This window comes from Luteococcus sp. Sow4_B9, assembly GCF_052116585.1.
GTDB lineage: Bacteria > Actinomycetota > Actinomycetes > Propionibacteriales > Propionibacteriaceae > Luteococcus.
Genome location: NZ_JBQKKT010000027.1, coordinates 1 through 26,026 on the forward strand (window position 1 = coordinate 1; position 26,026 = coordinate 26,026).

A 26,026-nucleotide genomic window follows, 5' to 3' on the forward strand; every position below is an offset into this window, starting at 1 on the left:
AGGCCCTGGACGACCTGACCCCGATGCAGGCCGAGGACCTGCACTACCATCGACCCAAGCTCACCGCCTGAGCCACCAAACCAAGTCTCCGGACACCCCGGGGCGGTTCATCATACAAAGTCATGCACGTATGCCACCGTGGGTGGGGCGTGCGCACCTCCCTCATGAGACGACTCATGTGGGAGGCCCAGATGAAGGGCGGCGTGATCCTGTTCCGCGGCACCGGTGCCGCCGCGCGCCGCTATGTCGAGGCCGACCGATCCCGCGCGGACGAGTACTACCTCGGCGCTGACAACGCCGTCGCCGAGTACGCGACGCTCGACAGAGCGGGTGAGGTCACCGCCATTCGATCCCTGACGGCCGACGAGTACGAGAGATGGGTGGACTGGACAGAGCCGATCACAGGCGAGTCGATGGGCACGCCGCGCGCGGCGGCTGAGGGCACGAAGGGGTCGCCGCTGTTCGCGGAGATGACGATCAATGCATCCAAGTCCCTATCGGTCGCCGCCGCGCTCCACCCCGAGGTCTCCGACGCGCTCGACGCCGCCCAGCAGGACGCCCTTGCGGAGATACGGCGGTGGCTCGGCCAACACTCCGTCACTCGCGTCGGGCCGCGTCACGCGCGGGAGGTCGTGCCCATCGAGCAGATGCAGGTCGTCGGCATCGGTCACAAGACCAGCCGGGCCGGTGACCCGCACCGGCATATCCACATGCAGATCGGCACAAGGGTCTTCGCCGCTGGGAAGTGGCGGGCACTGGACACTGCGGCGTTGTTCAAGCAGCAGGGCGCGATCCGCGCCCTCGGCACAGCGGTCATCGCCGCCCACCCGCAGCTCGCACGCACGCTCGCAGAGCACGGCCTGACCCTCGATTCGGCCAGCGGCGAAGTCAGGGAGTTGGAGTCGTTCAACGGGGTGATGTCGAAGCGGTCGGCACAGATCAGGCGCAACCTTGACCGTCTCGAAGCCGAGTGGGAAGCGCAGCATCCTGGCGAGGAGCTTGGCCCGGTGATGACGGCAAGGTTGCAGGGCATCGCCTGGACACACCAGCGACCCGGGAAGAAGCCCGCCGACCTCAAAGACGAGCAATGGTGGGTGCAGGAACTCCGCGAAGCCGGATACAACCCCGCCCTACAGCAGCGACGACCCGTGCAACGGGAGGTGTCGGTGGATGGCCTCGCCGTGCAGCAGGTTGCCTCGCGGGCACTCGACCGCAACGCCGCCGCATCCTCGACGTGGACACGGCACGCTGTCCAGGAGCACGTCACCCGCATCACCACCGAGCACGGCGTGCAGGCAACGCCCGTCGAGCTGCGGGAGTTCATCGCCGTGGCGACCGAGCTTGCCGTCTCGGATTGCTTGTCCGTCCTCCCGCCAGGCGCGGCTCACCCGGAGCATGTTGCGCACTTGACCAGCCTGAGCGTGGTTGCTGCCGAGACCGCGCTGCGCGACCAACTCACCGCCGCAACGCCGGACCGGGAGCCGGAGCATCCCGACGTGACCCGAGCCGGACGAGCCGCCGAACTGGATGAGGGGCAGACCGTCGCTGCGGCGGCGGTTGCCTCGACCGACCCGCTGGTGATCGTGGAGGGAGCTGCGGGCAGCGGGAAGACGACCATGCTACGCACCGCGATCACCGTCGCTGCCGATCAGGGTCGAGCGTCGCGCGTGGTCGCGCCAACGTTGCGGGCAGCGCAAGTCGCTGAGGAAGAACTCGGGGTGCCCGCAACGAGCGTCGCGGCGCTCGTGCACTCGCACGGGTGGCGGTGGAACAGCGACGACGTATGGACACGCCTCACCCCCGGCGATACCGACCCCGAGAACGGGCGCACCTACACCGGCCCACCCGAGGACGCACGGCTCGCGCGGGGCATGCGCGTGATCGTGGAGGAGGCGGGGATGCTCGACCAAGACACCGCTCGTGCCCTCCTCACAGTGACCGCCGAGGCTGGGGCGACGGTCGCGCTCGTCGGCGACCGCGCTCAACTCCCCGCTGTCGGACGGGGCGGGGTGCTCGACATGGCCGCGCAGATTCGCGGGCGCACCTACGACATGACCAAACTGCACCGCTTCCGTGACGCTGAGTACGCGGCTCTGACGCTTCGGGTGCGCGACCGTGAGAGCCCCGGTGAGGTGTTTGACCGGCTCGCCGCGCTGGGGCTCGTCACCCTGCACGCCGACGACGAGCTGGCCCGCGAGAACATCACCACCCACGTTCGCGGCGGGGAGGCGATCACGGTCGCCACGAACGACGAGGCGGCGGCGTTGAACGAGCGCATCCGCACCGGCCGGATCGAGCGAGGCGAGGTCGGTGACGCGGTGACAGCGACAGGCAGCGAGGGTCTCCCCATCGGGGCCGGTGACCTGATCCAGACCCGGAAGAACGACACCACTTTGGGTGTGGCGAACCGGCAGCAGTGGGTCGTCCAGCACGTCACCGACGAGGGCACCGTCTACGTCCGCGAGGTCGGCAGCGGCCGCAAGAACCCTCGCACGGTCGCCCTGCCCGCTGAGTATGTGGGCGAGCATGCGCACCTGTCCTACGCGGCGACCGCGTACGGCGTCCAAGGCGCAACCGTCGACGCTTCGCACATGGTGCTGACCGAGGCGACGAGTGCGGCAGGGGTCTATGTCGGGATGACCCGAGGTCGCGAGATGAACCGGCTGCATATGGTCGCGGCGGACTTGGCAGACGCGCGGGCGCAGTTCATCGAGGCGATGGAACGTGACCTCGCAGACCGGGGCCTCGACCACGCCACCGCCCAAGCCATCGAAGCCGTGCAGGGCCTCATCAGCGATGGCCCGGCGAGGCTGGTCACCGATGAACTCGCTCGTCTCGACCAGGAGGCCGAGCGCGCCCAGCGGCAGGCGGAGCGGTGGGAGCGGATCGCCGCACGCCTCGACGCGCAGCGTGCCGCGCACCGGGCCGAGGGCGACGAGAGCGCCGCTGTGCTCCGCAAGGCCGAAGAAGCCGCCCAGCAATCGCGCTCCGAAGTCGCCGGGCCGTTGACGATGCAGGCCCAACATGATGGTGCCGCATACCTGACCGCCGTCGAGGACGAAGCCGCAGCCCGCGTCCGGCTCGCCACCTTGGGGCGGTTCGGCAGGCGCAAAGCCCGCACCGAGCACCGCACCGCGGCCGGACACACTCAGGCGCTGCGCGGACAGGTCAGCACCGAATGGGGCACCACCCCGACCAGCACTGACCGTCTCCCCGAGTGGGCAAGCAGGGTCGCCAAGAGCCGTGCCGAGGCCGACCCTCGCGTGACCGACGCCGCGCAGACCGTCGAAGCCGCCACCGCCGACCGTGTAGCGATGCGGGAACGTCACGAGCAGGAGCGCATGGCGTTGCTGGTCAGCGAGTACGGGGCCGAGCGAGTCCGCCGCGACCAGCTCGGTATGCGCATCACCAACCCGCACCGCAGTGCACACGACGCCCGCACCCAGGCCGCCGTCGCCCGTGCTGAGGCCGACGATCTGCGCAGTCTCCCGATCACCGAAGTCGCCGCACGCGTCGAGGCCAAGCGCGTCGAGCAGGAGCGCGCCCGGCGACGAGCAGCGGAGCGGGCGCGGCAGCTCCGTGACCCGTTCGAGCACGACCCCCACCGCAGCGGGCCGCGCCGCGAGGGGCCAGCACGAGGGCTGTAGGCCCGAGACTTCCGAGTGCGGGTCTGAGAGAATAGAGAACAGGAAGGAGGCGATGGTCGTGGTGTTCCAAGGCGAAGTGCTATCGGTCGGCGCGCTGCTCGATGCTGCCCGCACGACACCGGCGACCGCGCCGAACCCGAGCGTGGGGGTGCGGCACAACGCCGCGCAGAACGCTGCCGCCTGCCGCACGATGCTTGCCGCCGGTGAGCCCCTGGATGCGTGCTGGCGGTTCGGCATCCTCCAAACGCTGGACGACTACACCTCCGTTCTGCGTCGCGGTGGCCCCGACCTCGCCGCCGGGGTGTTCGCCGACGAGCCGCCCCGTACTGGCTCGGTCGAAGTCGATGCCGCGTTCGCCGCGCTTGCCGACTACCTTGCCGAGCGTGACGGGTGGCTTACGCCCACTTGGGCATCCGATCCCTCGCGTCACACGAGCGGCTGGTACCCGGCAGTTCCGGTGATCTTCCATGCCGAGGCCGACCGGGAAAGCCCGGAGGCGTTTCGGCGGCGTGGGATTCTCATCACCTCCCGTTCGCTGGCGAGGGCATGACCCAGGCCGGGCAGCTCGACGCGGACGGGGTACGCGCCCTGTTCGGTGAGTTGTCCGACCGACTCGCAGCAGCGGGAGCATCTGCGCAGTTGTTCGTGGTCGGCGGGGCGGCGATGGCCCTCGCCTACGACCAGGATCGGCTCACCCGCGACGTTGACGCCCTGTTCGTTCCCGTACCCGAGGTCAGGCGGGTCGCGGAGGAGATGAGCGGCCCGCACGGGCTCGAACCGGACTGGCTGAACGACGCCGCTAAAGGGTTCCTGCCCGGTGCGGACGAGCACCCCCGTACCGTGTTCGAGTCCGAGTCGCTGCTGGTGCAGGTGCCCTCACCAGGGTACCTGCTGGCGATGAAACTGCACGCCTCCCGCGACGAGCGCGACCTGGACGACGCGGCGCTGCTGTTCAACCGGCTCGGCTACACCACCGCCCAAGAGTGCATCGACCTGCTCACCGCCACCTACCCGACCGGGCAACTCCTGCCGCGCCACCGCTACATCGCCGAGGAAGTCGCCACCCGCGCGCATGCCCGCCGTGATGCCCCGGCGACCGACCCCGCGAAGCGTCGCCGGGAACCGAGCGTCGATGATGGCTTCCACCCGTTCCAAGACCCCTGGCAGCACCGCCCAGGGTCAGACACCCACGGGACAGGACGCAGCCTGTAACAAGAACACTCCCCGCCCAAAGCGGTAGAGTGGAACCGCGCGCACGCGCACGAACATAGGTGAGTGCGTTTGGGGCACCTCGCCTAGCCGAGCTGCACGTGCTCGGCCGTGTAGCTGGCTGGCAATGTCGCGCGGCGGGCACTGCGCTCGCTAGTCACATCCAAGGCGCCATCGCGGCGGACCTCATCGACCATCCAGCGATCGCCGTTCTTCACCCAGTCACTGCCGGACAGGGCCAGTCCGCGGTCGTTCCGGCGTGTGATGATCCGGTCTCCTGCGCCGACGCGCGTCCCGTCGTCGAACTGGATCAGGCGGCCGCGGCGCCGCTCCCCCATCAACTGCCGCTGGGCAAGGTGGTTGAGCAGGGCGACGTCATCGCGGGTGGATGCGAGCATGATCGAGTTCTTGCCGGCAGCACGATCGCTCGCCCAAGCGTCAACCATCTGCGTGTAGGCCAGCGTGCCAGCGCCTTCGTGGACGCGTCCGTTTGCCAGGTAGAAGCGAAGACCGGCGGGATTGCCTTCGCGGATCTTGGCGACGGCCTCGGCTTCCTCGGGATCCTGGAAGCGCACAGCTTGGTCGAGGCGCGGGGCTTGGTTGCGCTCGGCCAAGTCGCGAACGATACCGCCAGCGCCGATGGCCGCGAGCTGTTGGTCGTCACCGAGCATGCGCACCGTCGCTCCTCGGGAGGTGAGGTTGCCGACCACGTCGGCAAGCAGCGGCGTGCTGGCCATGGCGGCTTCGTCGACGATGACCAGAGTGCGACGGTCGACCTGCTCCCACCATTCAGGACGCGGCCTGTCGAGGTTGTCGAGGGTCCACCGGTACTTCGCCAGGGTGTCGCAGGCGCCGGGAAGGTGGTCACCGAGCTGCGGTGCTGCCGCGGCTGATGGCGCCAGTCTCAGCACGTTGCCGCCGGCAGCCGTCCACGCGTTGGCGAGTGCGGTCACAGCCGTTGTCTTACCAGTCCCGGCCGGGGCCAAGGCGACCTGCAGCCGCTGACCGGAGGTGGCCAACTCCCGCACCAGCGCCTGCTGCCCCAGGTTCAGCGGCACCGGCGAAGCCTCGATCGCCGCTTCCACCAGCGATGATGGAAGCTGGGGTGCGTCAAATATGTCTGCTTGATCGATCAGGCGCTGTTCGGCGTCGAGGATCCTGGTCGAGGAGTAGAGCGCGGTCCCGGCGCCGTCCTCGGCGGCACGCAGCTGGACCGAGTGGGTGTTCAGGGAGAGGTGGATGACCTGCTCGACCAGATCGTCCAACCGGGCTAACGGCACGTCCTGCTCCCGCGCCAACCGTTGGGCCTCGGCGCGTACGTGCCACGGTCCCCACACGGCGCGATGGTCCTCCATCACAGCGACCACCTGCCGCGCGGCGGTGTGAAGCCACTGCTCGTCGAAGGCACGGGATCGAGCCTGTGGCTGGCGCAGGACGGTCGACAGCATCGCGTCGACACCGCCGTGACCGAGGAGCTGGTCCGCCTGGGTCCGCCACATGCGGCGCTGTTCGGCCAGCGTGCGGGGCTCGTGCTTGGCGTCGCGGGTCTCCAGATTCGCCTGCTGGGCCAGGGCCAGCTGCTCGTTGCTGGTGGGGACACGACCATGGCGACGCTGGAAGTCAGCCGCCAGTTCGTCGGTGCGATGCTCGATCGCCCGCCGCCGAGCCGACCACTCCCGGACCAGCTCTGGCGAGACGCCGATCAGTTCCCGGACGGCGCGTTTCCCCTGATTGGCTAGGCGTTCTCCCTCGACACGTGGTGCGAACCGGACGGGCAGCGCGGCCTGCAGATGCGCTTCCAAGGCGGTGTTGTACGTCTCCGAAGCGGCGACCTTGGCCTTGTAGAGGACGCGCGCATCCAGTGCTAGCCACCGTCCGTCGCGGGTCTGGACCTTGTTGGCCACAACGACGTGGGTGTGCAGATCCGGGTCGCCAGCCCGACTGTCGCGGTGAGTGAACGCAGCGGCCACCAACCCTCTGGTCTCGACTTGGTAGGCGCCGCCCTTGCCCACTCTGGTGAACAGCGCATGCTGCTCGATCATGCGGAGCGCGTCCCCGATCGCCGCTTGATGGGCCCGCTCCACGATCGCAGCGGTGGACGGATCGGCCAGCGCCCACAAGGCCGAGACCGACTTCACTGGAGAGAAGGTCAGGTCGAAACCGGCCACCCCGGCCGGCGCCTTCAACTCACGGGCCAGGCGCGCCGACAGCTCGAGTTCGCTCGGCTGCCTCCCATGTTCTGCGATGAACCCCTCGGTAGCGACCTGGGTGCGGATCTCGGCCAACATTGCCGCTTGGTCGGCCCGGTCCAGGATGCGGCCACGGGTCGCGGCTTCGAGCCGGTCCGCCACCTCTCGCTGAAAAGCCGTGACCGATGCCCCGCGAAACGGCTGCCCGATCATCCTGGCGCCACGGATCTGCTCGGCAGTGGGCTGCTCGCCCTCGAACCTCGGTGACGGCAACTCCGCCAGGGGATGGAGCCCGGCGCCGAAGAGCGCGCGCATGTGCTCCGGCGTCACCACGTCACCGGCAGCAAGGCCGTCGATTGCTGCCATCCCCGAGCCGACCCAGACGCCCGGAACCTCGCCCCGTTCCGAGTAGTAGGACGCCAACGTGACATGCCCACGCTCGGCCACGTCCTGCCGCGCCACCTGCTTGGTCAGGTAGGCATAGCCGGTGCCCGCGGCCAACTTCTGCATGCTCATCACGCACACCCAAGCCCGTCCGAGACCGCTGGTGACCGGGGGAACACCTGGGTGCACCAGGTGTGTGGCTCACTTCAAGAGTCACTACAACTGTCACTCATAGTTTGACTGAGAGACGAGACTCCTCACTCAAACTCGAAGTGAGACTGCCACTCAACCCTGCATGGCACCGCGTCCGGACGAGCGCGTCCGATGATCAACGATGCGGTAGGCGATCGCGGCCACGAGTAGCCACCCGGTGGCGACCAGCAGCTCCCCCGCTACTCCGGGCCAGGGGCTTCGTCCGGCAAGGCTGGCGCGCATCGCGTCCAAGGCATGTTGCAAGGGCAGAACACCGCCCAGGAAGTGCAGCCATGGCGCCGCCCCGGGGGTGAGCAGTGCGCCCGAGGTCAGGATGACCAGCGTCCCAGCCGTGTTGTGGATGAGGTCCTGCGAGTCGTTGCCGATTGCGGGTGCAATGATCGCCAGACCGAAGGCGGTGCACGCCGCCAGCGCCGGCAACAGCGTCCAGCTGTGCCGTAGCACGGACAGCACGTGTGCGGGACTGTCCACGAGCAGTCCGATCACCACGCAGACCACGATGGCCTCGACGAAGGCCCGAGCTGCCAGCACTCCGGTGCGCGCCAGGTACTGCAGCACCACGGGAGCCGCCGCGCGGCTGACGGCCGGGTAGGTCCGGAACCAGACGTCGTAGATTGGGACGTCGGAGGTGTGCGAGATGGTCGAGCCGGTGATGGCGAGGAATACTGCACCCACGTAGGTCCAGTCGAGGCCCGCCTGGCCCGCGATCATGCGTCCGAGCAGCACGTAGACCAGGCTCCGGAACAGCAGTGGAACGACCACTCCCAGCATCCAGTACTGCGGCGGCAACTCATCGGCCTGGACGCTGCGCCACATCCGCGCGTTGGCGGTGAAGATCTCAACCGAGCTCAAGGGTGGCTTCCTTTCGTGCACGGCGCAGCAGCACCTGCAACGCCTTGGCTCCCACGAGTGCGTACAGGACGGAGATGCCCGCGGCAGCTGCCCACAGGTCCCACCGGGGATGGGTGGCGGTGGAGGCGAGGAACCGCTGCAGCCACGAGATGTTCAGCACCGACCCCACCCAGGCCACCCACGTCGGCAGCTGGTCGTAGGGGATGATCGTGCCGGCGAAGAAGAGCACCGGGGCTCCCACGGCCGTGGTCAGCTGGAAGGCATGCTTGGTCAGCATCAGGCAGGCCCCGATCATGAGGCTCGACGCCACACCACCCGCCAGGACGGTCAGCAGCCCGACGGCCAGCGCCATCGGGGAGGCCACGCGCAGCGGGATTCCCAGCGCCAGCACGAAGGCCGTGTTGGTGGCCAGGATGAGGCAGGTGTCGTAGAGCACTCCCCCGACCGTCTTGCCCACCAGCACCATCAGGGGCGAGAGCCGACCGGTGAAGGAGACGCCCAGCGTTCCCGACTGACGCTCTCGTCGGATGATGCCGGCACCCGACCAGAGCGATGCACCCCAGAAAGATGCGAGCAGCACCCCGCTGAAGGCCTGGGTGGCCTGTTCCGGGGTCAGTCGGTCAAGCCGCGGCAGCATCACCAGGACCATCCACATGGCCGGGCTGACGAGCCCGGTCACCAGGTTCATGGGACGCGACATGACCACTTTGAGCTGGCAGGTCACCATGGCCAGGAAGCCGGTCACCGGTCGCTCCCGATGACCTTGCCCGAAGCGAGGGCGAACGCGTCCTCCAGGCTGGACGGCCGCACGTCGAGGTCGACGAGCTCCTCGTCCTGGAAGCGTCGTGCGAGGTCAGCGAGTACCGATCCCGTCCAGCGCTCAACCGGCACCACAACCTCACGAGCACGTTCCCCGACCCCGAGGTGCGCGGTGACGACGGCATCCAGCCCGGTCAGCCGACGGAACTCAGCCAGCGGCAGGTCGTGGGTGATGGTGCCGTGGCTGATCATCACCACGCGCTGCGCGAGGCGTTCCACGTCCAGCAGGTTGTGCGAGGTGAGAAGCACAGTCGTCCCTCCGGCGTGCATGCCGGCGATCACGCCGCGCAGCCGCTCGGACTCGTTGGGGTCGAGACCCACGGTGGGTTCGTCCAACAGCAGCAGGCGGGGCTCGGTGAGCAGGCCGACGGCGATGTGGAGACGTTGCCGCATGCCCTTCGAGTAGGTTTGCACCTTGCGTCGGCCGGCCTCGGCTAGGCCCACCTCGTCCAGCAGTTCGGGAATGCGGCGCTTCAGCTCCCGGCGACCGACGCCGTGCAAGGCGCCGAAGTACTCGAGGTTGTCCCTGCCTGTGAGCATCTCGTAGAGGCCACGGTCGCCTCCGAAGATCACCGTGGTGTCGCGACGAACCTGCTTCGCGTCCTTGACGACATCGTGCCCGAAGACGGACACCGAACCGCTCGATGGGAAGAGCATCGTCGAGAGGATCTTCGTCAGGGTCGTCTTGCCGGCCCCGTTCTCTCCCAGCACGGCGACCAGCTGGCCCGTGGGGACGTCAAGGCTGACGCGGTCGAGGGCGGTGACCGTCCGTGCGCCGTCGCGAAAGGTCCTCGTCAAGCCGTCGAGGTGGATGGCAGTGCTCATGGGCAGACGCTCGCATCCGCCCACCCCGGACGTCCATGGATGTAGCGTTCTGCTTCATGGAACAGAGCGCGCACGTCTACCGCAACGCGCTCGCAAACCTGCGCTTCTCGCCGAATCCGGTCAGCGAGTGCGCGTTGGCGTCCATGATCGTGCTCTATCCGGCACGTCACCCCTTCCACGCCAAGTGGTACGCCGAGACCGCAGAGGGCCGCTCCACCGTCGGCGAGGAACGCATCCTGACCCTCATCAATCGCGAGAAGTGCCTGGTCGACGTGTTCATGCGTCCCGCGAGCCGACGAGGCGTCAGCTACGAGGGCGAACGTCACATCCTCGAGCAGGTGCCCGCGCGGCGTTACAGGCATGACGTGGAGCAGGTCTGGGGACGCGACATTCCCGAGGTGCTGGGACGCACTGACGAGCAGGTCAAGGCCAACCTGCTGGCCATCTTGGACGACTTCTGGCACCACTGCTTCGAGGCCTACTGGCCGCGCTTCCGCCAGGTGCTCGACGCGGACGTCACCTACCGGGCCCAGATGCTCGCCGCCATGGGACCGGCCGCGGCCTTGGCCGAGGTACAGCCCCACTTCGTGGTCCGGGGGCATGACGTGCTGCTGCCACTCGGCAACGACCCCTGGCAGCCCTACGAAATCGACACCGCAGCCACCGGCTTCACCATGCTGCCGACGCTGGTCAAGTGGGGCATGAACCTGCCCAACTCGGGCGAGGCCGAAGCCGTCTTCAGCTATCGCGCGAGAGGCCGCGGACGGCTCACCGAGCACCAGGCCGACACCATGACCGGCCTCGTCGGCATCCTGGGCCGCACCCGCACCGAACTGCTGCTGAGCCTGGACGAGCCGGCCTCGTCAACGGCCATCGCCCTGTTCATGGGCGTCACGACCACCGCGGCGAACCAGCACCTGCGAGCCCTCGCCAATGCCGGACTGCTCCAGACCTCGCGCTTCGGCCGTTACGTGCTCTACGAGCGCACCCGGCTGGCGGATGACCTCATCGCGGCGAACTGAGGCTCAAGCCCCGGCAGCTCGTCCACGCGAAGGCGGATCAGGCGCCGTCCCACCCGGTACCCGCGCAGCTCACCGCGTCGAATCATCCGGCGCAGTGTCACGTCACTGACAGAGAGCCGCTCTCCCGCCTCTCGGATACTGATGAACTCGGGGGCCTCTCGCGTTCCCCCGCTCGTCTGCTGCGTTCCCCCTCGGGGCATCTGCTGTGCGCTCATGCTTCCCCAAGCCACGAGGGGCACCCGTGGGGCTCAATCCACAGGACATCATCGTCCTGGAGCAGAAGCCCGCTATTGCACGTATATTGCACGGACAAGCAAGAACCGCTCCGACCGGGGAGTTTTCCCTAGTCGGAGCGGTTCCGAGATCGTGCGCGAGAGAGGAGTTGAACCTCCACGTCCCAAGGGACACTGGCACCTGAAGCCAGCGCGTCTGCCATTCCGCCACTCGCGCATCACTTGGTTCTTGCGAACCCAGCCAGAGAAAACTAGCACAACCCCGCGGCACTTTGCACATCGAGGAGTCGCCCCATGTTCACCTGGTGCACATCCAGCACCCTGATCACCAGCTGAAGGCCTAGTCAATCCCGCATTCCTCGGAGAATGAAGGAACTCTCGGAAGTCTACGATCAAGCTCCCCGATCACCCAGGAGTCCCCATGCACCGTCGCGCGATTCCCGCCCTGCTCGTCGCAGGCTTGGCCCTCGCACCCGTCGCTGCCACCCCCGCGCAGGCAGCGCAGCCCGTGAAGTTCACGAAGTGGGTCGCCGACCCCAAGGGTGCGGACAAGATGACCAATGCCGGGTACAACGCGGAGACGATCACCCTCAAGAACACCTCCCGCAAGGCCGTCAACATGTCGGGCTGGACAGTGAAGGACCGCGGCAACAAGCACACCTTCACATTCCCCAAGGGCTTCGTGCTGAAGCCGGGAGCTCAGGTGACGCTGCACAGCGGCAAGGGCCGCAACAGCGCCTCGCACGTCTATTTCAACCTCAAGCGCCCCGGCTACGTCTGGAACAACACCGGCGGCGACGACGCGACGCTGCGCCAAGGATCGAAGGTCATCGCCAAGTGCACCTACACCAAGGGCGGCACCAAGTCCTGCTGAGCGGGCGGCGCTTTCACCCCCGCCCCACCGGACAACTGTCCTGGTGCGAGTTCTGCACGCCAGACGAGCACAACTCGCACCAGGACAGGTGACCAGCGCATTCAGCGGGCCAGCACCTGCCGAGAGGTGCCACTGGGACTGCGCCACATGAGCCGCGCCCATGCCGACCCCTGCCCACGCCGCACCCTCCCCACGCGCACCCTCCCCATGGCGCCGGTCTGGGAGACTGGACCCGTGAGTGAGACCTTCTACGACGCCGTTGGTGGCCACGAGACCTTCCAGAAACTGGTGCACCGCTTCTACGAGCAGGTCGCGGCGGATCCAGAGTTCCGCGCCCTCTACCCGGAGGAGGACCTGCGCCCCGCCGAGGACCGCCTGCGCACCTTCCTGGAGCAGTACTGGGGCGGTCCCAAGACCTACCAGGAGAATCGCGGACACCCCCGCCTGCGGATGCGCCACAACGTCTTCCGCATCACCCCCAAGGAGCGCGACACCTGGCTGCGCTACATGCTCACCTCCCTCGACGAGTTGCAGCTGGCACCCGAACACGACGCTGCCATGCGCGACTACTTGGAGCGGGCTGCCCATTCGCTGGTGAACTCCCTGCCCTCCCCGATGGACGGCTATCAAGGCGGGCCGAGCGTGCCGCCGGTCGTGCAGTAGCCCGACCCGCGGGGCCACCCGAAAGCAGCGCCCCGCCAGGGGAACCCATCCGCGTCATGTTCAACCGGCCCACAGGTTCGACGCGAAAGTCCTTCACCACTGGAAATGCCGGGGCAGCAGCCAAACCTCCGGCACCCCACCGACTTGAGTGCCCGTTCCAGCGACCGGCACGATTTAGTGATCTTTGTCACCATTGGCCGCAGACTCTCCGCATGCCTCGTTCGAGGCGACGCATGCTGGCCAACCTCAACGGAGAGCACCTTGACCGACATCACCACACCCGTCTCCGACCCCATGTCCGCGACAACGAAGGCCGAGCGCAACCGCGCCGTCTTCTCCAGCTTCCTGGGCAGCACGGTCGAGTACTACGACTTCCTGCTGTACGCCGCCGCTGCCGGCCTGGTCTTCCCGAAGCTCTTCTTCGGCAACCTCTCGCCCGAGCTCGGCACCACCCTGAGTTTCGTCATCCTGCTGATCGGCTACATCGCCCGCCCGGTGGGTTCCATGGCCTTCGGCCACTTCGGTGACAAGTTCGGCCGAAAGAATGTGCTCATCATCACCCTGATGACCATGGGTCTTGTCTCGGTGGCCATCGGCCTCATGCCGTCCGCCAACCAGATCGGCATGGCCGCCCCCATCCTGATGGTCCTCCTCCGCACACTCCAGGGTCTGGCCGTGGGCGGCGAGTGGGCCGGCGCCACGTTGATGGCCATGGAGCACTCCACCGAGAAGAACAAGGGCTTCGGCGCCTCCCTGGCCGTCGCGGGTGGGCCCACCGGCGCCGTGCTGTCCACCCTGGTGCTTGCGATCTTCGCCGCCGTCGCCGGAGACCAGTTCGCCAATCCCGACGGCCGCTACTTCGTCGACGACTGGGGCTGGCGCGTGCCCTTCCTGTTCAGCGCGGGCATCGTCGTCCTGGGCCTCTTCCTGCGCTCCCGGGTGACCGAGTCGCCCGAGTTCGAGGAGGCCCGCAAGGCAGGCAAGGTGCAGACCGGCATCCCCCTGGTGAAGATGTTCCGCGACGCACCCAAGGAGCTGGTGCTCGGTTCGCTCGCCGGCGCGGCTGGCCTCTTCCTGCAGGGCATCGGCGCCACCTTCATGGTTCCCTACATCGTGAAGACCACTGCTGCGGCCGGAGACCCGATCAGCCGCTCGGAGGCCCTGATGATGAACACCACTGGCTCGGTGATCGCCGTCTTCATGATTCCCTTCGTCGCCTGGCTGAGCGACCGCTTCGGCCGTCGCCCCACGATGATGGCCGGCGGCCTGGTCTCGGTGCTGGGCATGTGGGCCAGCTTCAACCTCATCCAGAGCGCGGAGCGACCACTGGTCTGGATTGGCTTCGTGGCTCTGGTCGGCATCTTCCAGCCCGCCCAGTACGGCCCGATCGGCGCCTTCCTGAGTGAGAAGTTCGACGCGGCGCACCGATACACCGGCGCCGGAATGACTTTCCAGGTGGCCTCGATCATCGGCGCCGGCACCGCCCCGCTCATCGCCGGCAAGCTGGTGAACCCCAATGTGGGCCTGACCAACCTGGCCATCTACGGCACCATCCTGTTCGCCATCTCCACCATCGCGATCTACCTGTCCAAGGAGACCGCCCGCCGTCAGACGCACCAGGACCTGTTCATCGAGGAGGCCGTCTTCAAGGCCTGACCAGCCGACACGCACAAAGGTGCTGGTGGCAACCGATCACTCGGTTGCCACCAGCACCTTCACTGTTGTCCAGACGGTTCTGCTGGGAGCCCCGCTCACCGGGCGGCCATCGCGTGGGGGGATGCGACGGCCGCCCGCTGCGGCGGTCACCAGACTGAAGGCTTGCTGTCCGAGAGATACCCAGGACCCCTCAGCAGAAGTTCAGCCCGGTGCCCGCCAGCGGTGACCCACCAAGGGGTCAGTGCTTCAGCAGGCCGATCAGGTAGTCGCCGTAGCCACTCTTGGCGAGCTTCTCGCCACGAGCGCGCAGGTCGTCGTCGCTGAGGAAGCCCATGCGCCAGGCGGCCTCCTCCGGGCAGCCCACCTGCAGGCCCTGACGAGCCTGGATGGTGCGCACGAAGTTGCCGGCGTCATTGAGCGAGTCGAAGGTTCCGGTGTCGAGCCACGCAGTGCCACGGGGCAGCACCTCCACCTGCAGCTTCTTGCGCTCCAGGTAGACGCGGTTCACGTCGGTGATCTCGTACTCACCACGGGCCGACGGCTCGAGCGACTTGGCGATCTCCACCACGTCCTCGTCGTAGAAGTACAAGCCCGGAACGGCGTAGTTGCTCTTGGGCTCCTTCGGCTTCTCCTCCAGCGAGATGGCGATGTTGTTCTCGTCGAACTCCACCACACCGTAGGCCTGCGGTTCTGCCACGTAGTAGGCGAAGACGGCCGCACCGTCGATGTCGGAGAAGCGCTTGAGCCGGGTACCCAGACCGGCGCCGTAGAAGATGTTGTCACCCAGCACCAGGCAGACCTTCTTGCCAGCTGCAAATTCCTCACCGATGGTGAAGGCCTGGGCCAGGCCCTTGGGCTCGGGCTGCACCGCGTAGGTGAGGTTCACGCCGAACTGGGAACCGTCGCCCAGCAGACGCTTGAAGCCCTCGGCCTCGTGCGGAGTGGTGATGACCAGGATGTCCCTGATACCCGCGAAGATCAGCGTGGACAGCGGGTAGTAGATCATCGGCTTGTCGTAGACAGGCACCAGCTGCTTGCTGTTGGCCATCGTGATCGGATGGAGTCGGGTCCCGGACCCCCCGGCGAGAATGATTCCGTGCATGACCCCAGTCTTGCATCTTTCCCCACACACAAGGAGATGCACGTCAAGTCGACTCACGGCCAAAACACAGGTTGGGATCGCTACGCTACGAGCATGTCCAAGATTCTTGTCACCGGTGGAGCGGGGTTCATCGGCAGCAACTTCGTGCACCACCTGCTGGCCAACTCCGACCACACCGTCACCGTCATCGACGCCATGACCTATGCAGGTATCCGCGCCTCTCTGGACGGCCTGCCCAGCGACCGCTTCGAGCTGGTCGAAGGGGACATCTGCGACGCGCCGCTCGTCGACAAGCTCGTCGCCGATGCCGACATCGTCGTGCACTTCGCGGCCGAAAGCCACAACGACAATTCACTCAATGACCCCTCGCCCTTCATCCAGACCAACCTGGTGGGCACCTTCACGCTGCTGGAGGCGGTGCGCAAGCACGGCAAGCGCTTCCACCACGTGAGCACCGACGAGGTCTACGGCGATCTGGAGCTGGACGACCCGGCCAAGTTCACCGCCACCACGCCGTACAACCCGTCGAGCCCCTACAGCGCCTCCAAGGCCGGCTCCGACCTGCTGGTGCGCGCCTGGGTGCGCTCCTTTGGCATCACCGCCACCCTGAGCAACTGCTCCAACAACTACGGCCCGCGCCAGCACGTCGAGAAGTTCATCCCCCGACAGATCACCAACGTGCTGTGCGGCATCCGCCCCAAGCTCTACGGCGCCGGCCAGAATGTGCGCGACTGGATCCACGTCGACGACCACAACTCGGCCGTGATGGAGATCATCGAGAAGGGCCGCTCCGGCGAGACCTACCTCATCGGCGCCGACGGCGAGATGAACAACAAGGACGTCATCGAGATGATCCTGCGCCTGATGGGTCAGCCCACCGACGCCTACGACCACGTCAATGACCGTCCGGGCCACGACCTGCGCTATGCCATCGACAACTCCAAGCTGGTCGACGAGCTCGGCTGGCAGCCCAAGTACCAGGACTTCGAGCAGGGCCTGCAGGCCACCATCGACTGGTACAAGGAGAACGAGGACTGGTGGCGCCCCATGAAGGATGCCACCGAGGCCAAGTACGCGAAGGTTGGTCAGTGATGGCGAACTCGCAAGCTCGTTCGAAGGCGGGTCAGTGAATGTCGCAGCTTGAGGTGCGCACCACCCCGATCCCGGGGATGCTCGTCCTGACGCTGCCGATGCCCGGTGACAACCGTGGCTGGTTCAAGGAGAACTGGCAGCGCGCCAAGATGACCGAGCTCGGCCTGCCCGACTTCGGCCCGGTGCAGAACAACATGTCCTTCAACACCGCCAAGGGCGCCACCCGTGGCCTGCACGCGGAACCGTGGGACAAGTACGTCAGTCTGGCCACCGGCCGCATCATGGGTGCCTGGGTGGACCTGCGCGAGGGTGACTCCTTCGGCGCCAAGTTCTCCATCGAGATGGGTCCGGAGACCGCGGTCTTCGTCCCCCGCGGCGTCGCCAACGGCTACCAGGCCTTGGAGGACGGCACGGCGTACACCTACCTGGTGAACGACCACTGGAGCCCGGAAGCCCGCGCCAGCTACACCTACCTCAACCTGGCCGACGAGACCGCCGCCATCGAGTGGCCGATCCCGCTGGACCAGGCCGAGATCAGCGAGGCGGACAAGAAGCACCCGCGGCTGGCCGACGTCGTCCCGATGAAGCCGGCCCGCACCGTGGTGCTCGGCGCCAAGGGACAGCTGGGCCAGTCGCTGATGGCTCTGCTCCCGGATGCCACCGGCGTCGACCGCGACGAGCTGGACCTGACCGACCGCGAGGCCGTGCAGGCCTACAATTGGAATGGCGTGGGCACCATCATCAATGGTGCCGCCTACACGGCGGTGGACCTGGCCGAGACCGACGAGGGCCGCAAGGACTGCTGGGCGGCCAATGTGCACGCCGTGCAGAACATCGTCGAGGTGGCGCGCGAGCGTCGCATGCGCCTGGTGCACGTCAGCTCGGACTATGTCTTCGACGGCACCGCCGAGGAGCACGACGAGGACGAGGCCTTCAGCCCGCTGGGCGTCTACGGCCAGACCAAGGCAGCCGGCGACGCGCTCGTCGCCACCCTGCCACGGCACTGGATCGTGCGCACCAGCTGGGTGATCGGCGGCGGGAAGAACTTCGTGGGCATCATGGCGGACCTTGCCAACAAGGGCGTCAAGCCCACCGTCGTGGCCGACCAGTTCGGCCGGCTCACCTTCACGACGGACCTGGCCGCCGGCATCGTGCACCTGCTCGATTCGGGCGCCGAGCCCGGCACCTACAACCTCACCAATACCGGTGAGGTCATGAGCTGGGCGCAGATCGCCAAGCAGGTCTTCGAGATGGTCGGCAAGTCCGCCGACGATGTCACCCCGGTCACCACCGAGGAATACGCCGCCGGCAAGAAGATCTCGCCACGCCCGACGCACAGCGCGTTGAAGCTGGACAAGATCATCGCCTCCGGCTTCACCCCGGCCCCGGCCGAGCAGCGCCTCAAGGAGCTGCTGGGCTGAGCCCGGACCACGCCTGGAGGGCCCGTCGCACCACGTGCGACGGGCCCTTCTGTGTCGCGGCACAGGTCCCGCCATCCCGCGGAGGGAGCCCCCGTGCAACCCCGGTCGCACTGGCTCGCCATGCGGGCCCCACCGCGGAATGTCGGCCAGCACTGGGAGGGCGGGTAGGATCATCAAGCCAGACGAGTGAATCCGGTTGTCGACTGAAGGAGGGCAGATGGGACTGTTCGATCGTTTCGAGAACAAGATCGAGGGTGCCGTCAACGGGGTCTTCGCGCGCGCCTTCAAGGGCGACGTGCAGCCGGTCGAGATCGCAGCACGTCTGCAGCGGGAGCTGGATGCCGAGGCGAAGCTCCTCAGCCGGGACAAGCGTCTGGTGCCCAATGAGTTCACCGTGCAGCTCAGCCAGCACGACTACGACCGTCTGGTGCCCTACTCCAAGACCCTGACCAGCGAGATCGTGCCGGAGCTGCGCGAGCACGCGGCCGAACGCCACTATGTCTTCAACGGGCCGATCTCCATTGCCTACGAGTTGGCCCCGAACCTGCCCACCGGCCGGTTCACCGTCACCAGCGCCGCCGTCGCCGGCATCGAGCAGGCCGACGGCCCCGCCTCCACCACCATGATCCGACGCTCCACGCTGGTGCTTGAGGTCAACGGTGTCCGCCATCCGCTGACCGCTCCCGGCCTGCTGATCGGACGCGGATCGGAGGCCGACCTTCGCATCAACGACCCGGGCGTTTCCCGTCGTCACGCGCAGATCCATGTGCGGGGCACGGGTGACGACATCGAGATCAGCATCGAGGACCTGGGCTCCACGAACGGGATCATCGTCAACGGCACCAAGGTGCAGCAGGCACAACTGGACGATGGTTCGCGGATCGAGATCGGGTCCACCCGCATGCTGGTCCACTCGCCGGTGGGAGCGTGATCTTGGCGGAAATCGTTGTCGCGGCCCTGCGGATCGCCTTCCTGGCACTGATCTGGGTCTTCATCCTGCTTGCGGCAGGGGTCATTCGCACCGACATCTTCGGTGAACGCGTCGACGCCGAGGGCAACACGGTGCGCCGCGGGCGTCGCCATCTGCGACGCAAGAAGGAGGAGCCCGTCGCGCCCCGGGCCCGCCAGCTCGTGGTGGCCGAGGGCCGCTCCAAGGGCGCCGTCTACGCGCTGGAAGGCGTCATGCCGATCGGTCGCGCGTCGAGCGCCACGGTCCAGATCGACGACGACTTCTCCTCCTCCCGCCACGCCCGGCTGCGCCCCGCCGAAGACGGCACCTGGGTGGTGGAGGACCTGGACAGCACCAACGGCACCTATGTCAACGCAGTCCAGATCACCCAGCCGACCACCGTCGGCCCGGGTGACCTCATCAGGATCGGGCGTACCCAGCTCAGACTGGAGAGCTGATCCATGACCTTCTCGCTGGACTTCCGAGCCCACTCGGAGATCGGCCTGGTGCGCAAGAGCAACCAGGACTCCGCCTATGCCTCCCCCCGCATGCTCGTCGTCGCCGACGGCATGGGTGGTGCCGCGGCCGGAGACCTGGCCTCCACCGTGGCGATCCGGGAAATCCTCAAGTCCGACTCCAGCCGTCCGCTGGACGAGACCCATGAAGTACTGGCCGGCGCGCTGAGCCGCGCCAACCACCTGCTGGCCGATCTGGTGCAGGCCGATCCCTCGCTGGACGGGATGGGAACCACGGTCTCAGCCGCCCTGTTCACCGGCAAGGAACTGGGCCTGGTGCACATTGGCGACTCGCGCGCCTACCTGCTGCGCGGCGGCACGCTGCACCGGCTCACCCATGACCACTCGTGGGTGCAGTCCCTGGTGGACGAGGGCAAGATCAGCCTGGCGGAAGCGGCCGTTCACCCGCACCGTTCGCTGCTGCTGAAGGTGCTGAACGGCCAGCCGAACCACGAGCCGGACCTGGAGACTGTCGAGCTGCTGCTGGACGACCGGATCCTGTTCTGCTCCGACGGTCTGTGCGGCTTCGTCAGCGACGAGCAGATCCTGCAGATCATGGGGTCCTCACAGGACCTCGACGAGGTGATGGGCCGTCTGGTCCAGGCCGCCCACGCGGGCGGCGGGGCCGACAACATCACCGTGGTGCTGGCCGACGTCGTACCGCACGACGCGGCCCTGGACGCCAGGGAGTCGGTGGTGGTGGGCGCGGCGCTCGACGAGAGCGTGCCCGACATCGAGGAGCACACCCTGGTGGGTCTCGAGGTGCCCATCCCGGCCGACGATCCGGAACCCGCCGCCATGGGTGAGCGCGTCGTGGACACCCCCGACCTGGCCGTGCTGGACGAGGAGGAGGCCTCGCGCTATGCCCCCAAGGCTGGGCGACGGCACCCCTTCCTGGTGGGGCTGGCGATCACCACCGCGCTCGCGGTACTGGCAGGAGCCGGACTGTGGGGCGCCTGGCGCTACAGCCGCACCCAGTACTTCGTCGGGCAACAGGACCAGCAGGTGGCCATCTTCCGCGGAATGCCCGGATCCCTTCTGGGTCTGGAGCTGAGCGAACTGGCCGAGACCAGCGACGTGCCGGTGGCCGATCTTCCGCTGTTCTTCCAGCAACAGGTTCGCACCACCATCCCGGTGGCCAGCCTGGACGGCGCCCACAGCACCGTGCAGCAGCTGCAGAAGCGGGCCGAGGCCTGCCGGGCGCAGCGAGCCCGTGGGAATGCGGCGCGCGTCGCCCCAAGCTCCAGCGCCCTGCCCACCCCCGGCGCCGCCGAGCGGACCCTGCTCAGCCCCGGCGCCTCATCCAATCCCGGCGCCCCCGCCAGTGCCGGAATCGACACCTCCATGCCGCCCACGAGCGCACCGGGGGCCCCGATGGAGGAGTGCTGATGAGCCCCCAGGCCACGCCCTCCACCACCGGAGACCGTTTCGTCTACCGTCGCCGACGCAATGTCGAGCTCTTCATGGACCTGTTCGCCCTCTGCTTCGGCCTGGCCGGCTGGGCGCTCACCGAGCTGAACCTCTACGGCCGGGTGCCCGACAACTGGCCCATCGTCACGGGTCTGTGGTTCGCACTGGGCATCGGACTCCACGTCGTGGTGCGCTGGCGGTTGGCCTGGGCGGATCCGCTGATCCTGCCCTGCGTACTGCTGCTCAACGGCCTGGGGCTGGCGATGATCCACCGGATCGACCAGATCCCCGATCCGGTCCGCCACGACGCGAGCACCCAACTGCTGTGGACGGTGCTCGGCATGGCCCTGTTCAGCGCCGTCGTGATCGGGCTGCGCGACCACCGCCGGTTGCAACGCTTCCCCTACCTGCTCTTCCTGCTGGGCCTCTTCCTGCTCCTGCTGCCCTTGGTGCCCGGTCTGGGCCGGGCCCAGTACGGCGCCCGGATCTGGATCCAGGTGGCCGGCTACTCCTTCCAGCCCGCGGAGGTGGCCAAGATCGTGCTGGCCATCGCCTTCGCCGGCTACCTGACCGACCACCGCGAGGTCTTGGCCCTGGCCGGCCGGCGCTTCCTCGGCATCGAATTCCCGCGGCTGCGTGACCTGGGGCCGATCCTCATCATGTGGTTGGCGAGCCTGGCGGTGCTGATCTTCCAGAACGACCTGGGCACGTCGATGCTCTTCTTCGGTCTGTTCGTGATGATGCTCTACGTCGCGACGGAGAAGGCCGGCTGGGCCATCCTGGGCGTCGGCATGATCGGCGTGGGCGGTGTGCTGGCCTACCAGTTCACCGGCCATGTGAAGGTTCGCGTGAGCTCCTGGCTGCACCCCTTCGAGGACTATGACTCCAACCTGCAGGTGATCAGCGCCCAGTTCGGCTACGCCTGGGGCGGTCTCACGGGCCGCGGCTGGGGGCTGGGACGCCCCGGTCTGACACCTCTGGCCAAGAGCGACTTCATCGCGGGCGCCATCGGCGAGGAGCTGGGCGTGATCGGCCTGATGGCGGTCGTCATGATCTACGCCATCATCGTCGCACGCAGCCTGCGGATGGCCCTGGCCGCCCACGACGCCTTCGGCAAACTGCTGGCCTGCGGTCTGGGCTTCACCTTTGCCCTCCAGGTCTTCGCGATCATCGGAGGCGTCACCCGCCTGCTTCCCCTGACCGGCCTCACAACGCCGTTCATGAGCCAGGGTGGCAGCTCGATGATCGCCAACTGGGTGATCGTCGCGGTGCTCCTGGTGATCAGTCACCAGGCCCGCCGCCCGCCGGTCACCGCCGCGCGCACCACGGAGGCCCAGTTGCAGAATGAGGACACCCTGGAGATTCCCGTCGTGAGGGGGCAGGCATGAACCGACCCATCCGACGCGTGGCCGTCCTGGCCGGGCTGATGTTCTTCGCCCTGCTGCTCAATGCCAGCTACCTGGTGGTCTTCCGCGATGCGAGCCTGGACGCCGACCCGCGCAACCGTCGCACGCGCGATGCCGAGTTCGCCATGCAGCGCGGCGCCATCCTGGTGGGGAACACCCCCATCGCCCAGACCACACCGAATGAGGGGCGCTTCAAGTTCAAGCGCACCTATGCCGACGGCCCGCTGTGGGCACCGGTCACCGGCTACTACTCCTATGACTACGCACAGACCGGGCTCGAGTCCAGCTACAACACCCAGCTCTCCGGCACCGACGACAGCCAGTTCTTCGGCCGGGTGATGGACACCCTGACCAGCGAACAGCCCGTCGGGGCGAGCCTGCAGACCACCCTGGACAGCCGCGCCCAGCGCGCCGCCAGCGATGCCTTGGGCAACCGCACCGGAGCCGTCGTGGCGTTGGACTACCGCACCGGAGCCGTGAAGGCCCTGGTCAGCAAGCCCAGCTATGACCCGAACGCGCTGGCCAGCACGGACCTTGCCGCGGCCCGCGAGGCCTGGACGGAACTGAACTCCGACACCTCTCGCCCGCTCACCAACCGTGCCACCAAGGAGGTCTACCCGCCCGGGTCCACCTTCAAGCTGGTCACCGCCGCAGCCGCCCTGGAGGACGGGATGGCACCCGACACGTCGGTGGACTCCCCCGCCTCGCTCACACTCCCGTTGAGCAACACCAAGCTGACCAATGAGGTCAACTGCGGCGGCGCGACGACCACCCTGGACAGGGCGCTGCAGACCTCCTGCAACACGGCCTTCGCCAACATCGGCCTCGACCTGGGCGACGAGAAACTGCGCGAACAGGCACAGAAGTTCGGCTTCGACAGCGCACTGGAGGGTGACCTCTCGCCGGCCGTCAGCCGCTTCCCCGAGTCGCCCGACCAGCCACAGCTGGCGATGAGCTCCATCGGCCAGTTCGACGTGGCGGCCAGCCCGCTGCAGATGGCCGTCGTGGCCGGCGCGATCGCCAATGACGGCCAGGTGATGCAGCCCTACCTGGTGCAGGACGTGCGCAATCCTGACCTCTCGCGGCTGTCATCCAATGACGGCAAGAAGCTGGAACGGGCCATGAAGGCGGACAATGCCCAGGCCCTGCAGCAGATGATGGTCAATGTCGTCGAGCAGGGAACCGGCAGCCGGGCCGGCGTCCCCGGCACCCGCGTCGGGGGCAAGACCGGCACTGCCCAGACCTCCCCCGAGCGCCCGCCTTATGCCTGGTTCATCGGTTTCGCCGAGGACCCCGATGTGGCCATCGCCGTCTTCATCGAGGACGCCCAGGTGCAGCGCAGCGACATTGCCGGTGGCCGCCTGGCCGGGCCGGTCTTCAAGGCCGTCGTGGAGGCACTGAAGTGATCCGACGCATCGCACAGCCAGTTCATGCGGAGGTCTCAACCTCCTCCCAGCTCCATCGACCACAATGGACAGTGGTCCAGATTGGGCGTGCACTTCCCGCAGCCCGACCGAAAGGAACGTCGCGATGACACAGGAGCATCCGGTGCTCGGAGGCCGCTACCAGCTCGACCAGGTGATCGGCCGCGGCGGGATGGCGGAGGTCTGGCGGGCACGCGACCTTCGTCTGGGCCGCGACATCGCCGTCAAGCGCCTGCGCGTCGACCTGGCCACCGATCCAACCTTCCAGGCCCGCTTCCGGCGCGAGGCCCAGAGCGCGGCCGGCCTGAACCACCCCAACATCGTCTCCACCTATGACACGGGTGAGGAGATCGACCCGCAGTCCGGCATCGCCGTCCCGTGGATCGTGATGGAACTGGTCGAGGGCCACACGCTGCGCGACCTGCTGCGCTCCGATCGTCGCATCCTGCCGGAGAAGGCCTTCCAGTGGACCCAGGGAGTGCTCGACGCCCTGGGCCACAGCCACCGCGCGGGGATCATCCACCGCGACATCAAGCCAGCCAATGTGATGCTGACACCCACCGGCCAGGTGAAGGTGATGGACTTCGGCATTGCCCGAGCCGTGGCCGACACCTCCGCGACGATGACCCAGACGGCCGCCGTCATCGGCACCGCCCAGTACCTCTCCCCGGAGCAGGCCCGTGGTGAGACGGTCGACTCGCGCAGCGACATCTACTCCGCCGGCTGCCTGCTCTACGAACTGCTCGTGGGTCGCCCACCCTTCGTCGGCGACTCGCCGGTCAGCGTCGCCTACCAGCACGTCCGCGAGGCCCCGGTGCCGCCGAGCGAATTGGATCCCGAGCTGACCCCGGCCATGGACGCCATCGTGCTGAAGGCACTTGCCAAGGACCCGGCGCAGCGTTACCAGACCGGCAAGGAGATGCGCGACGACATCGCGCGGTTGCTCGCCGGCCAGCAGGTGACGGCTCCCCTCCCAGCGGCTGCTGCCCCGGCCTCACAGGGCGCCCCGACGGCACCCACCGCCGTCGTCCCGCCCGCAGCCGTCCTGCCCACGAGTCAGTCCAGCGCAACCGGCCCCGCCACCGCGGTCTCCGCCGCCTCGGCGTCGACCGGCATCCAGGACGTCGTCGAGGAGGAGCCGCGCAAGCGTTCCCTGACGGGTTGGATCATCGGTCTGCTGGCCGCAGCACTGCTGGTGCTGGCGGGCGTGACGGCCTTCATCTTCCTCAAGCCCGCCGGCGACGCGGACATGGCCACCGTCCCATCGGTACGCGGCCAGAATGTCACGCAGGCCACCGCCGAGCTGGAGACCGCCGGCTTCCAGGTGGTGGAGGAACACTTCAACGGCAAGGTGGAGACGGAGAACCAGGTCACCGACCAGGATCCCGCCGCGGGGCAGGAGGCCCGCAAGGGAACCGCCGTCACCATCCAGATCAACGACGGGCCCAAGAAGGCCAAGGTTCCGGAGCTGAGCGGACTGACGGAGACACAGGCCCGCGAGGCGCTCGTCGCCGCCGGCTTCAAGCGCAACAACATCACCTTCGAGGATGCCGATCCTGCCGATGAGGCGAAGGCCAGCGACCTGGAGAAGGGCGAGGTGGTCTCCTCCAACCCCGCCTCGGGCGCCGAGGTGGCAGCCGACACCCAGAAGGTCACCGTCTTCCTGGCCACCGGCAAGGTGCTCGTGCCAACGGTGGTTGACATGCGCCAGGCCGATGCCGAGAAGGCCCTGCGGGAGGCCGGTTTCGAGGTGGCCGTCGAGACCGAGACGACGACTGACGAGACCGCTGAGGGACGCGTCATCCGGCAGGCCCCGGAGCAGAGTTCCCGCCTGGCCAAGGGCAAGACGGTCACGATCGTCGTGGGCCAGTACGCACCGCCCACCACCCAGGCACCGGAGCCGTCCCCGACACCCACGCAGGAGACCTCGGCCCCGGCCGACGCCGAGACGCCGACGCCGATGGGCGAGGTGACACCGATGCCGAGCCAGACCGACGCGGCACCGTCGGCCCAGCCCACGGACCAGACCACGGCGCCCACCGATGGTGGCAACCAGGCCCCCGGTGGCAACCAGGCCCCCGGTGGCGGCCAGACACCCTGATCGCTGTCAGATCATGCCCG

General features: G+C 67.7%; 21 protein-coding genes and 1 tRNA gene. 15 read left to right on the forward strand and 7 right to left on the reverse strand.

All coding sequences use genetic code 11. The features are described 5' to 3' along the window. Window positions 1-191 precede the first annotated feature (191 nt). Genes mobF (ACTQ49_RS13055) through ACTQ49_RS13065 form a run of 3 tightly spaced genes read left to right on the forward strand, consistent with a single transcriptional unit; the run spans window position 192 to window position 4,859 of the window. Window positions 192-3,647, forward strand: coding sequence for a MobF family relaxase (mobF, locus tag ACTQ49_RS13055; RefSeq protein ID WP_441828276.1), 3,456 nt, complete (start codon window positions 192-194; stop codon window positions 3,645-3,647). Window positions 3,648-3,699: 52 nt separating this feature from the next. Beyond that, window positions 3,700-4,197: a hypothetical protein gene (locus ACTQ49_RS13060; protein ID WP_441828277.1), complete on the forward strand. Its 498-nt coding sequence runs from the start codon at window positions 3,700-3,702 to the stop codon at window positions 4,195-4,197. Then, complete coding sequence (locus tag ACTQ49_RS13065) at window positions 4,194-4,859, forward strand: hypothetical protein (RefSeq protein WP_368546917.1); 666 nt, start codon at window positions 4,194-4,196, stop codon at window positions 4,857-4,859. The genes ACTQ49_RS13060 and ACTQ49_RS13065 overlap by 4 nt, the downstream gene beginning before the upstream one ends. An 83-nt stretch (window positions 4,860-4,942) precedes the next feature. Here the strand turns inward: ACTQ49_RS13065 and mobF (ACTQ49_RS13070) are convergent, their stop codons facing one another. The 4 genes from mobF (ACTQ49_RS13070) to ACTQ49_RS13085 form a co-directional block, all read right to left on the reverse strand. Beyond that, a complete protein-coding gene (gene mobF, locus ACTQ49_RS13070; protein WP_441828278.1) occupies window positions 4,943-7,561 on the reverse strand; it encodes a MobF family relaxase in 2,619 nt (872 codons plus the stop codon). A gap of 153 nt (window positions 7,562-7,714) precedes the next feature. Next, a complete protein-coding gene (locus ACTQ49_RS13075; RefSeq protein WP_420176100.1) occupies window positions 7,715-8,494 on the reverse strand; it encodes an ABC transporter permease in 780 nt (259 codons plus the stop codon). Next, entirely contained in the window at window positions 8,481-9,239 is a 759-nt protein-coding gene (locus tag ACTQ49_RS13080; RefSeq protein WP_420176101.1) for an ABC transporter permease, read from the reverse strand. The genes ACTQ49_RS13075 and ACTQ49_RS13080 overlap by 14 nt, the downstream gene beginning before the upstream one ends. After that, window positions 9,236-10,138 carry an ABC transporter ATP-binding protein gene (locus tag ACTQ49_RS13085; protein WP_420176102.1) on the reverse strand — a complete coding sequence of 301 codons (903 nt, stop codon included), beginning with the start codon at window positions 10,136-10,138 and terminating at the stop codon, window positions 9,236-9,238. Before ACTQ49_RS13085 ends, ACTQ49_RS13080 begins: the two co-directional genes overlap by 4 nt. Window positions 10,139-10,194: 56 nt before the next feature. Here ACTQ49_RS13085 and ACTQ49_RS13090 point away from each other — a divergent pair, with 56 nt between their 5' ends. After that, on the forward strand, window positions 10,195-11,160 hold the full coding sequence (locus ACTQ49_RS13090; protein ID WP_441828279.1) for an ArsR/SmtB family transcription factor: 966 nt from the start codon (window positions 10,195-10,197) through the stop codon (window positions 11,158-11,160). Here ACTQ49_RS13090 and ACTQ49_RS13095 read toward each other — a convergent pair. Then, window positions 11,115-11,375: an excisionase family DNA-binding protein gene (locus ACTQ49_RS13095; RefSeq protein ID WP_441828280.1), complete on the reverse strand. Its 261-nt coding sequence runs from the start codon at window positions 11,373-11,375 to the stop codon at window positions 11,115-11,117. The genes ACTQ49_RS13090 and ACTQ49_RS13095 overlap by 46 nt on opposite strands. Before the next feature lie 152 nt (window positions 11,376-11,527). Continuing rightward, a tRNA-Leu gene (locus ACTQ49_RS13100) sits at window positions 11,528-11,610 on the reverse strand. Window positions 11,611-11,814: 204 nt separating this feature from the next. Between ACTQ49_RS13100 and ACTQ49_RS13105 the strand changes: the two genes are divergently transcribed. The 3 genes from ACTQ49_RS13105 (at window position 11,815) to ACTQ49_RS13115 (ending at window position 14,586) form a co-directional block, all read left to right on the forward strand. Beyond that, on the forward strand, window positions 11,815-12,267 hold the full coding sequence (locus tag ACTQ49_RS13105; RefSeq protein ID WP_441828281.1) for a lamin tail domain-containing protein: 453 nt from the start codon (window positions 11,815-11,817) through the stop codon (window positions 12,265-12,267). Between the two features lie 234 nt (window positions 12,268-12,501). Continuing rightward, window positions 12,502-12,930, forward strand: a complete 429-nt coding sequence (locus ACTQ49_RS13110; RefSeq protein WP_441828282.1) for a globin — start codon at window positions 12,502-12,504, stop codon at window positions 12,928-12,930. Window positions 12,931-13,191: 261 nt separating this feature from the next. Continuing rightward, a complete protein-coding gene (locus tag ACTQ49_RS13115; protein WP_441828283.1) occupies window positions 13,192-14,586 on the forward strand; it encodes an MFS transporter in 1,395 nt (464 codons plus the stop codon). 238 nt (window positions 14,587-14,824) lie between these two features. Here the strand turns inward: ACTQ49_RS13115 and rfbA are convergent, their stop codons facing one another. Then, the gene (rfbA, locus tag ACTQ49_RS13120; RefSeq protein ID WP_441828284.1) at window positions 14,825-15,688 is read right to left on the reverse strand and encodes a glucose-1-phosphate thymidylyltransferase RfbA; all 864 of its coding nucleotides are present in this window, start codon (window positions 15,686-15,688) and stop codon (window positions 14,825-14,827) included. Between the two features lie 93 nt (window positions 15,689-15,781). Between rfbA and rfbB the strand changes: the two genes are divergently transcribed. The 8 genes from rfbB to pknB all read left to right on the forward strand — a co-directional run bounded on the left by rfbB (window position 15,782) and on the right by pknB (window position 26,006). After that, window positions 15,782-16,780, forward strand: coding sequence for a dTDP-glucose 4,6-dehydratase (gene rfbB, locus ACTQ49_RS13125; protein ID WP_441828285.1), 999 nt, complete (start codon window positions 15,782-15,784; stop codon window positions 16,778-16,780). Window positions 16,781-16,818: 38 nt separating this feature from the next. After that, window positions 16,819-18,201: a sugar nucleotide-binding protein gene (locus tag ACTQ49_RS13130; RefSeq protein WP_441828286.1), complete on the forward strand. Its 1,383-nt coding sequence runs from the start codon at window positions 16,819-16,821 to the stop codon at window positions 18,199-18,201. A 217-nt stretch (window positions 18,202-18,418) separates the two neighbouring features. Continuing rightward, window positions 18,419-19,132 (forward strand): FhaA domain-containing protein, encoded by a 714-nt coding sequence (locus ACTQ49_RS13135; protein WP_441828287.1) that lies wholly within the window; start codon window positions 18,419-18,421, stop codon window positions 19,130-19,132. 2 nt (window positions 19,133-19,134) lie between these two features. After that, window positions 19,135-19,608 carry an FHA domain-containing protein FhaB/FipA gene (locus ACTQ49_RS13140; protein WP_441828288.1) on the forward strand — a complete coding sequence of 158 codons (474 nt, stop codon included), beginning with the start codon at window positions 19,135-19,137 and terminating at the stop codon, window positions 19,606-19,608. A 3-nt stretch (window positions 19,609-19,611) separates the two neighbouring features. Continuing rightward, entirely contained in the window at window positions 19,612-21,054 is a 1,443-nt protein-coding gene (locus ACTQ49_RS13145) for a PP2C family protein-serine/threonine phosphatase (RefSeq protein ID WP_441828289.1), read from the forward strand. After that, window positions 21,054-22,463: an FtsW/RodA/SpoVE family cell cycle protein gene (locus ACTQ49_RS13150; RefSeq protein WP_441828290.1), complete on the forward strand. Its 1,410-nt coding sequence runs from the start codon at window positions 21,054-21,056 to the stop codon at window positions 22,461-22,463. Before ACTQ49_RS13145 ends, ACTQ49_RS13150 begins: the two co-directional genes overlap by 1 nt. After that, window positions 22,460-23,887, forward strand: a complete 1,428-nt coding sequence (locus ACTQ49_RS13155) for a peptidoglycan D,D-transpeptidase FtsI family protein (RefSeq protein WP_441828291.1) — start codon at window positions 22,460-22,462, stop codon at window positions 23,885-23,887. The genes ACTQ49_RS13150 and ACTQ49_RS13155 overlap by 4 nt, the downstream gene beginning before the upstream one ends. A 124-nt stretch (window positions 23,888-24,011) precedes the next feature. Beyond that, window positions 24,012-26,006, forward strand: a complete 1,995-nt coding sequence (pknB, locus tag ACTQ49_RS13160) for a Stk1 family PASTA domain-containing Ser/Thr kinase (RefSeq protein ID WP_441828292.1) — start codon at window positions 24,012-24,014, stop codon at window positions 26,004-26,006. Window positions 26,007-26,026 lie beyond the last annotated feature (20 nt).

Bases quoted from the DNA above. Each gene is read 5' to 3' on its own strand.
- ACTQ49_RS13060 (WP_441828277.1), top strand. From the start codon at position 3,700: ATGGTCGTGGTGTTCCAAGGCGAAGTGCTATCGGTCGGCGCGCTGCTC.
- ACTQ49_RS13145 (WP_441828289.1), top strand. From the start codon at position 19,612: ATGACCTTCTCGCTGGACTTCCGAGCCCACTCGGAGATCGGCCTGGTG.
- ACTQ49_RS13065 (WP_368546917.1), top strand. From the start codon at position 4,194: ATGACCCAGGCCGGGCAGCTCGACGCGGACGGGGTACGCGCCCTGTTC.
- mobF (WP_441828278.1), bottom strand. From the start codon at position 7,561: ATGAGCATGCAGAAGTTGGCCGCGGGCACCGGCTATGCCTACCTGACC.
- ACTQ49_RS13135 (WP_441828287.1), top strand. From the start codon at position 18,419: ATGGGACTGTTCGATCGTTTCGAGAACAAGATCGAGGGTGCCGTCAAC.
- ACTQ49_RS13090 (WP_441828279.1), top strand. From the start codon at position 10,195: ATGGAACAGAGCGCGCACGTCTACCGCAACGCGCTCGCAAACCTGCGC.
- rfbB (WP_441828285.1), top strand. From the start codon at position 15,782: ATGTCCAAGATTCTTGTCACCGGTGGAGCGGGGTTCATCGGCAGCAAC.
- ACTQ49_RS13150 (WP_441828290.1), top strand. From the start codon at position 21,054: ATGAGCCCCCAGGCCACGCCCTCCACCACCGGAGACCGTTTCGTCTAC.
- ACTQ49_RS13095 (WP_441828280.1), bottom strand. From the start codon at position 11,375: ATGAGCGCACAGCAGATGCCCCGAGGGGGAACGCAGCAGACGAGCGGG.
- ACTQ49_RS13130 (WP_441828286.1), top strand. From the start codon at position 16,819: ATGTCGCAGCTTGAGGTGCGCACCACCCCGATCCCGGGGATGCTCGTC.
- pknB (WP_441828292.1), top strand. From the start codon at position 24,012: ATGACACAGGAGCATCCGGTGCTCGGAGGCCGCTACCAGCTCGACCAG.
- ACTQ49_RS13105 (WP_441828281.1), top strand. From the start codon at position 11,815: ATGCACCGTCGCGCGATTCCCGCCCTGCTCGTCGCAGGCTTGGCCCTC.
- ACTQ49_RS13155 (WP_441828291.1), top strand. From the start codon at position 22,460: ATGAACCGACCCATCCGACGCGTGGCCGTCCTGGCCGGGCTGATGTTC.
- rfbA (WP_441828284.1), bottom strand. From the start codon at position 15,688: ATGCACGGAATCATTCTCGCCGGGGGGTCCGGGACCCGACTCCATCCG.
- ACTQ49_RS13085 (WP_420176102.1), bottom strand. From the start codon at position 10,138: ATGAGCACTGCCATCCACCTCGACGGCTTGACGAGGACCTTTCGCGAC.
- mobF (WP_441828276.1), top strand. From the start codon at position 192: ATGAAGGGCGGCGTGATCCTGTTCCGCGGCACCGGTGCCGCCGCGCGC.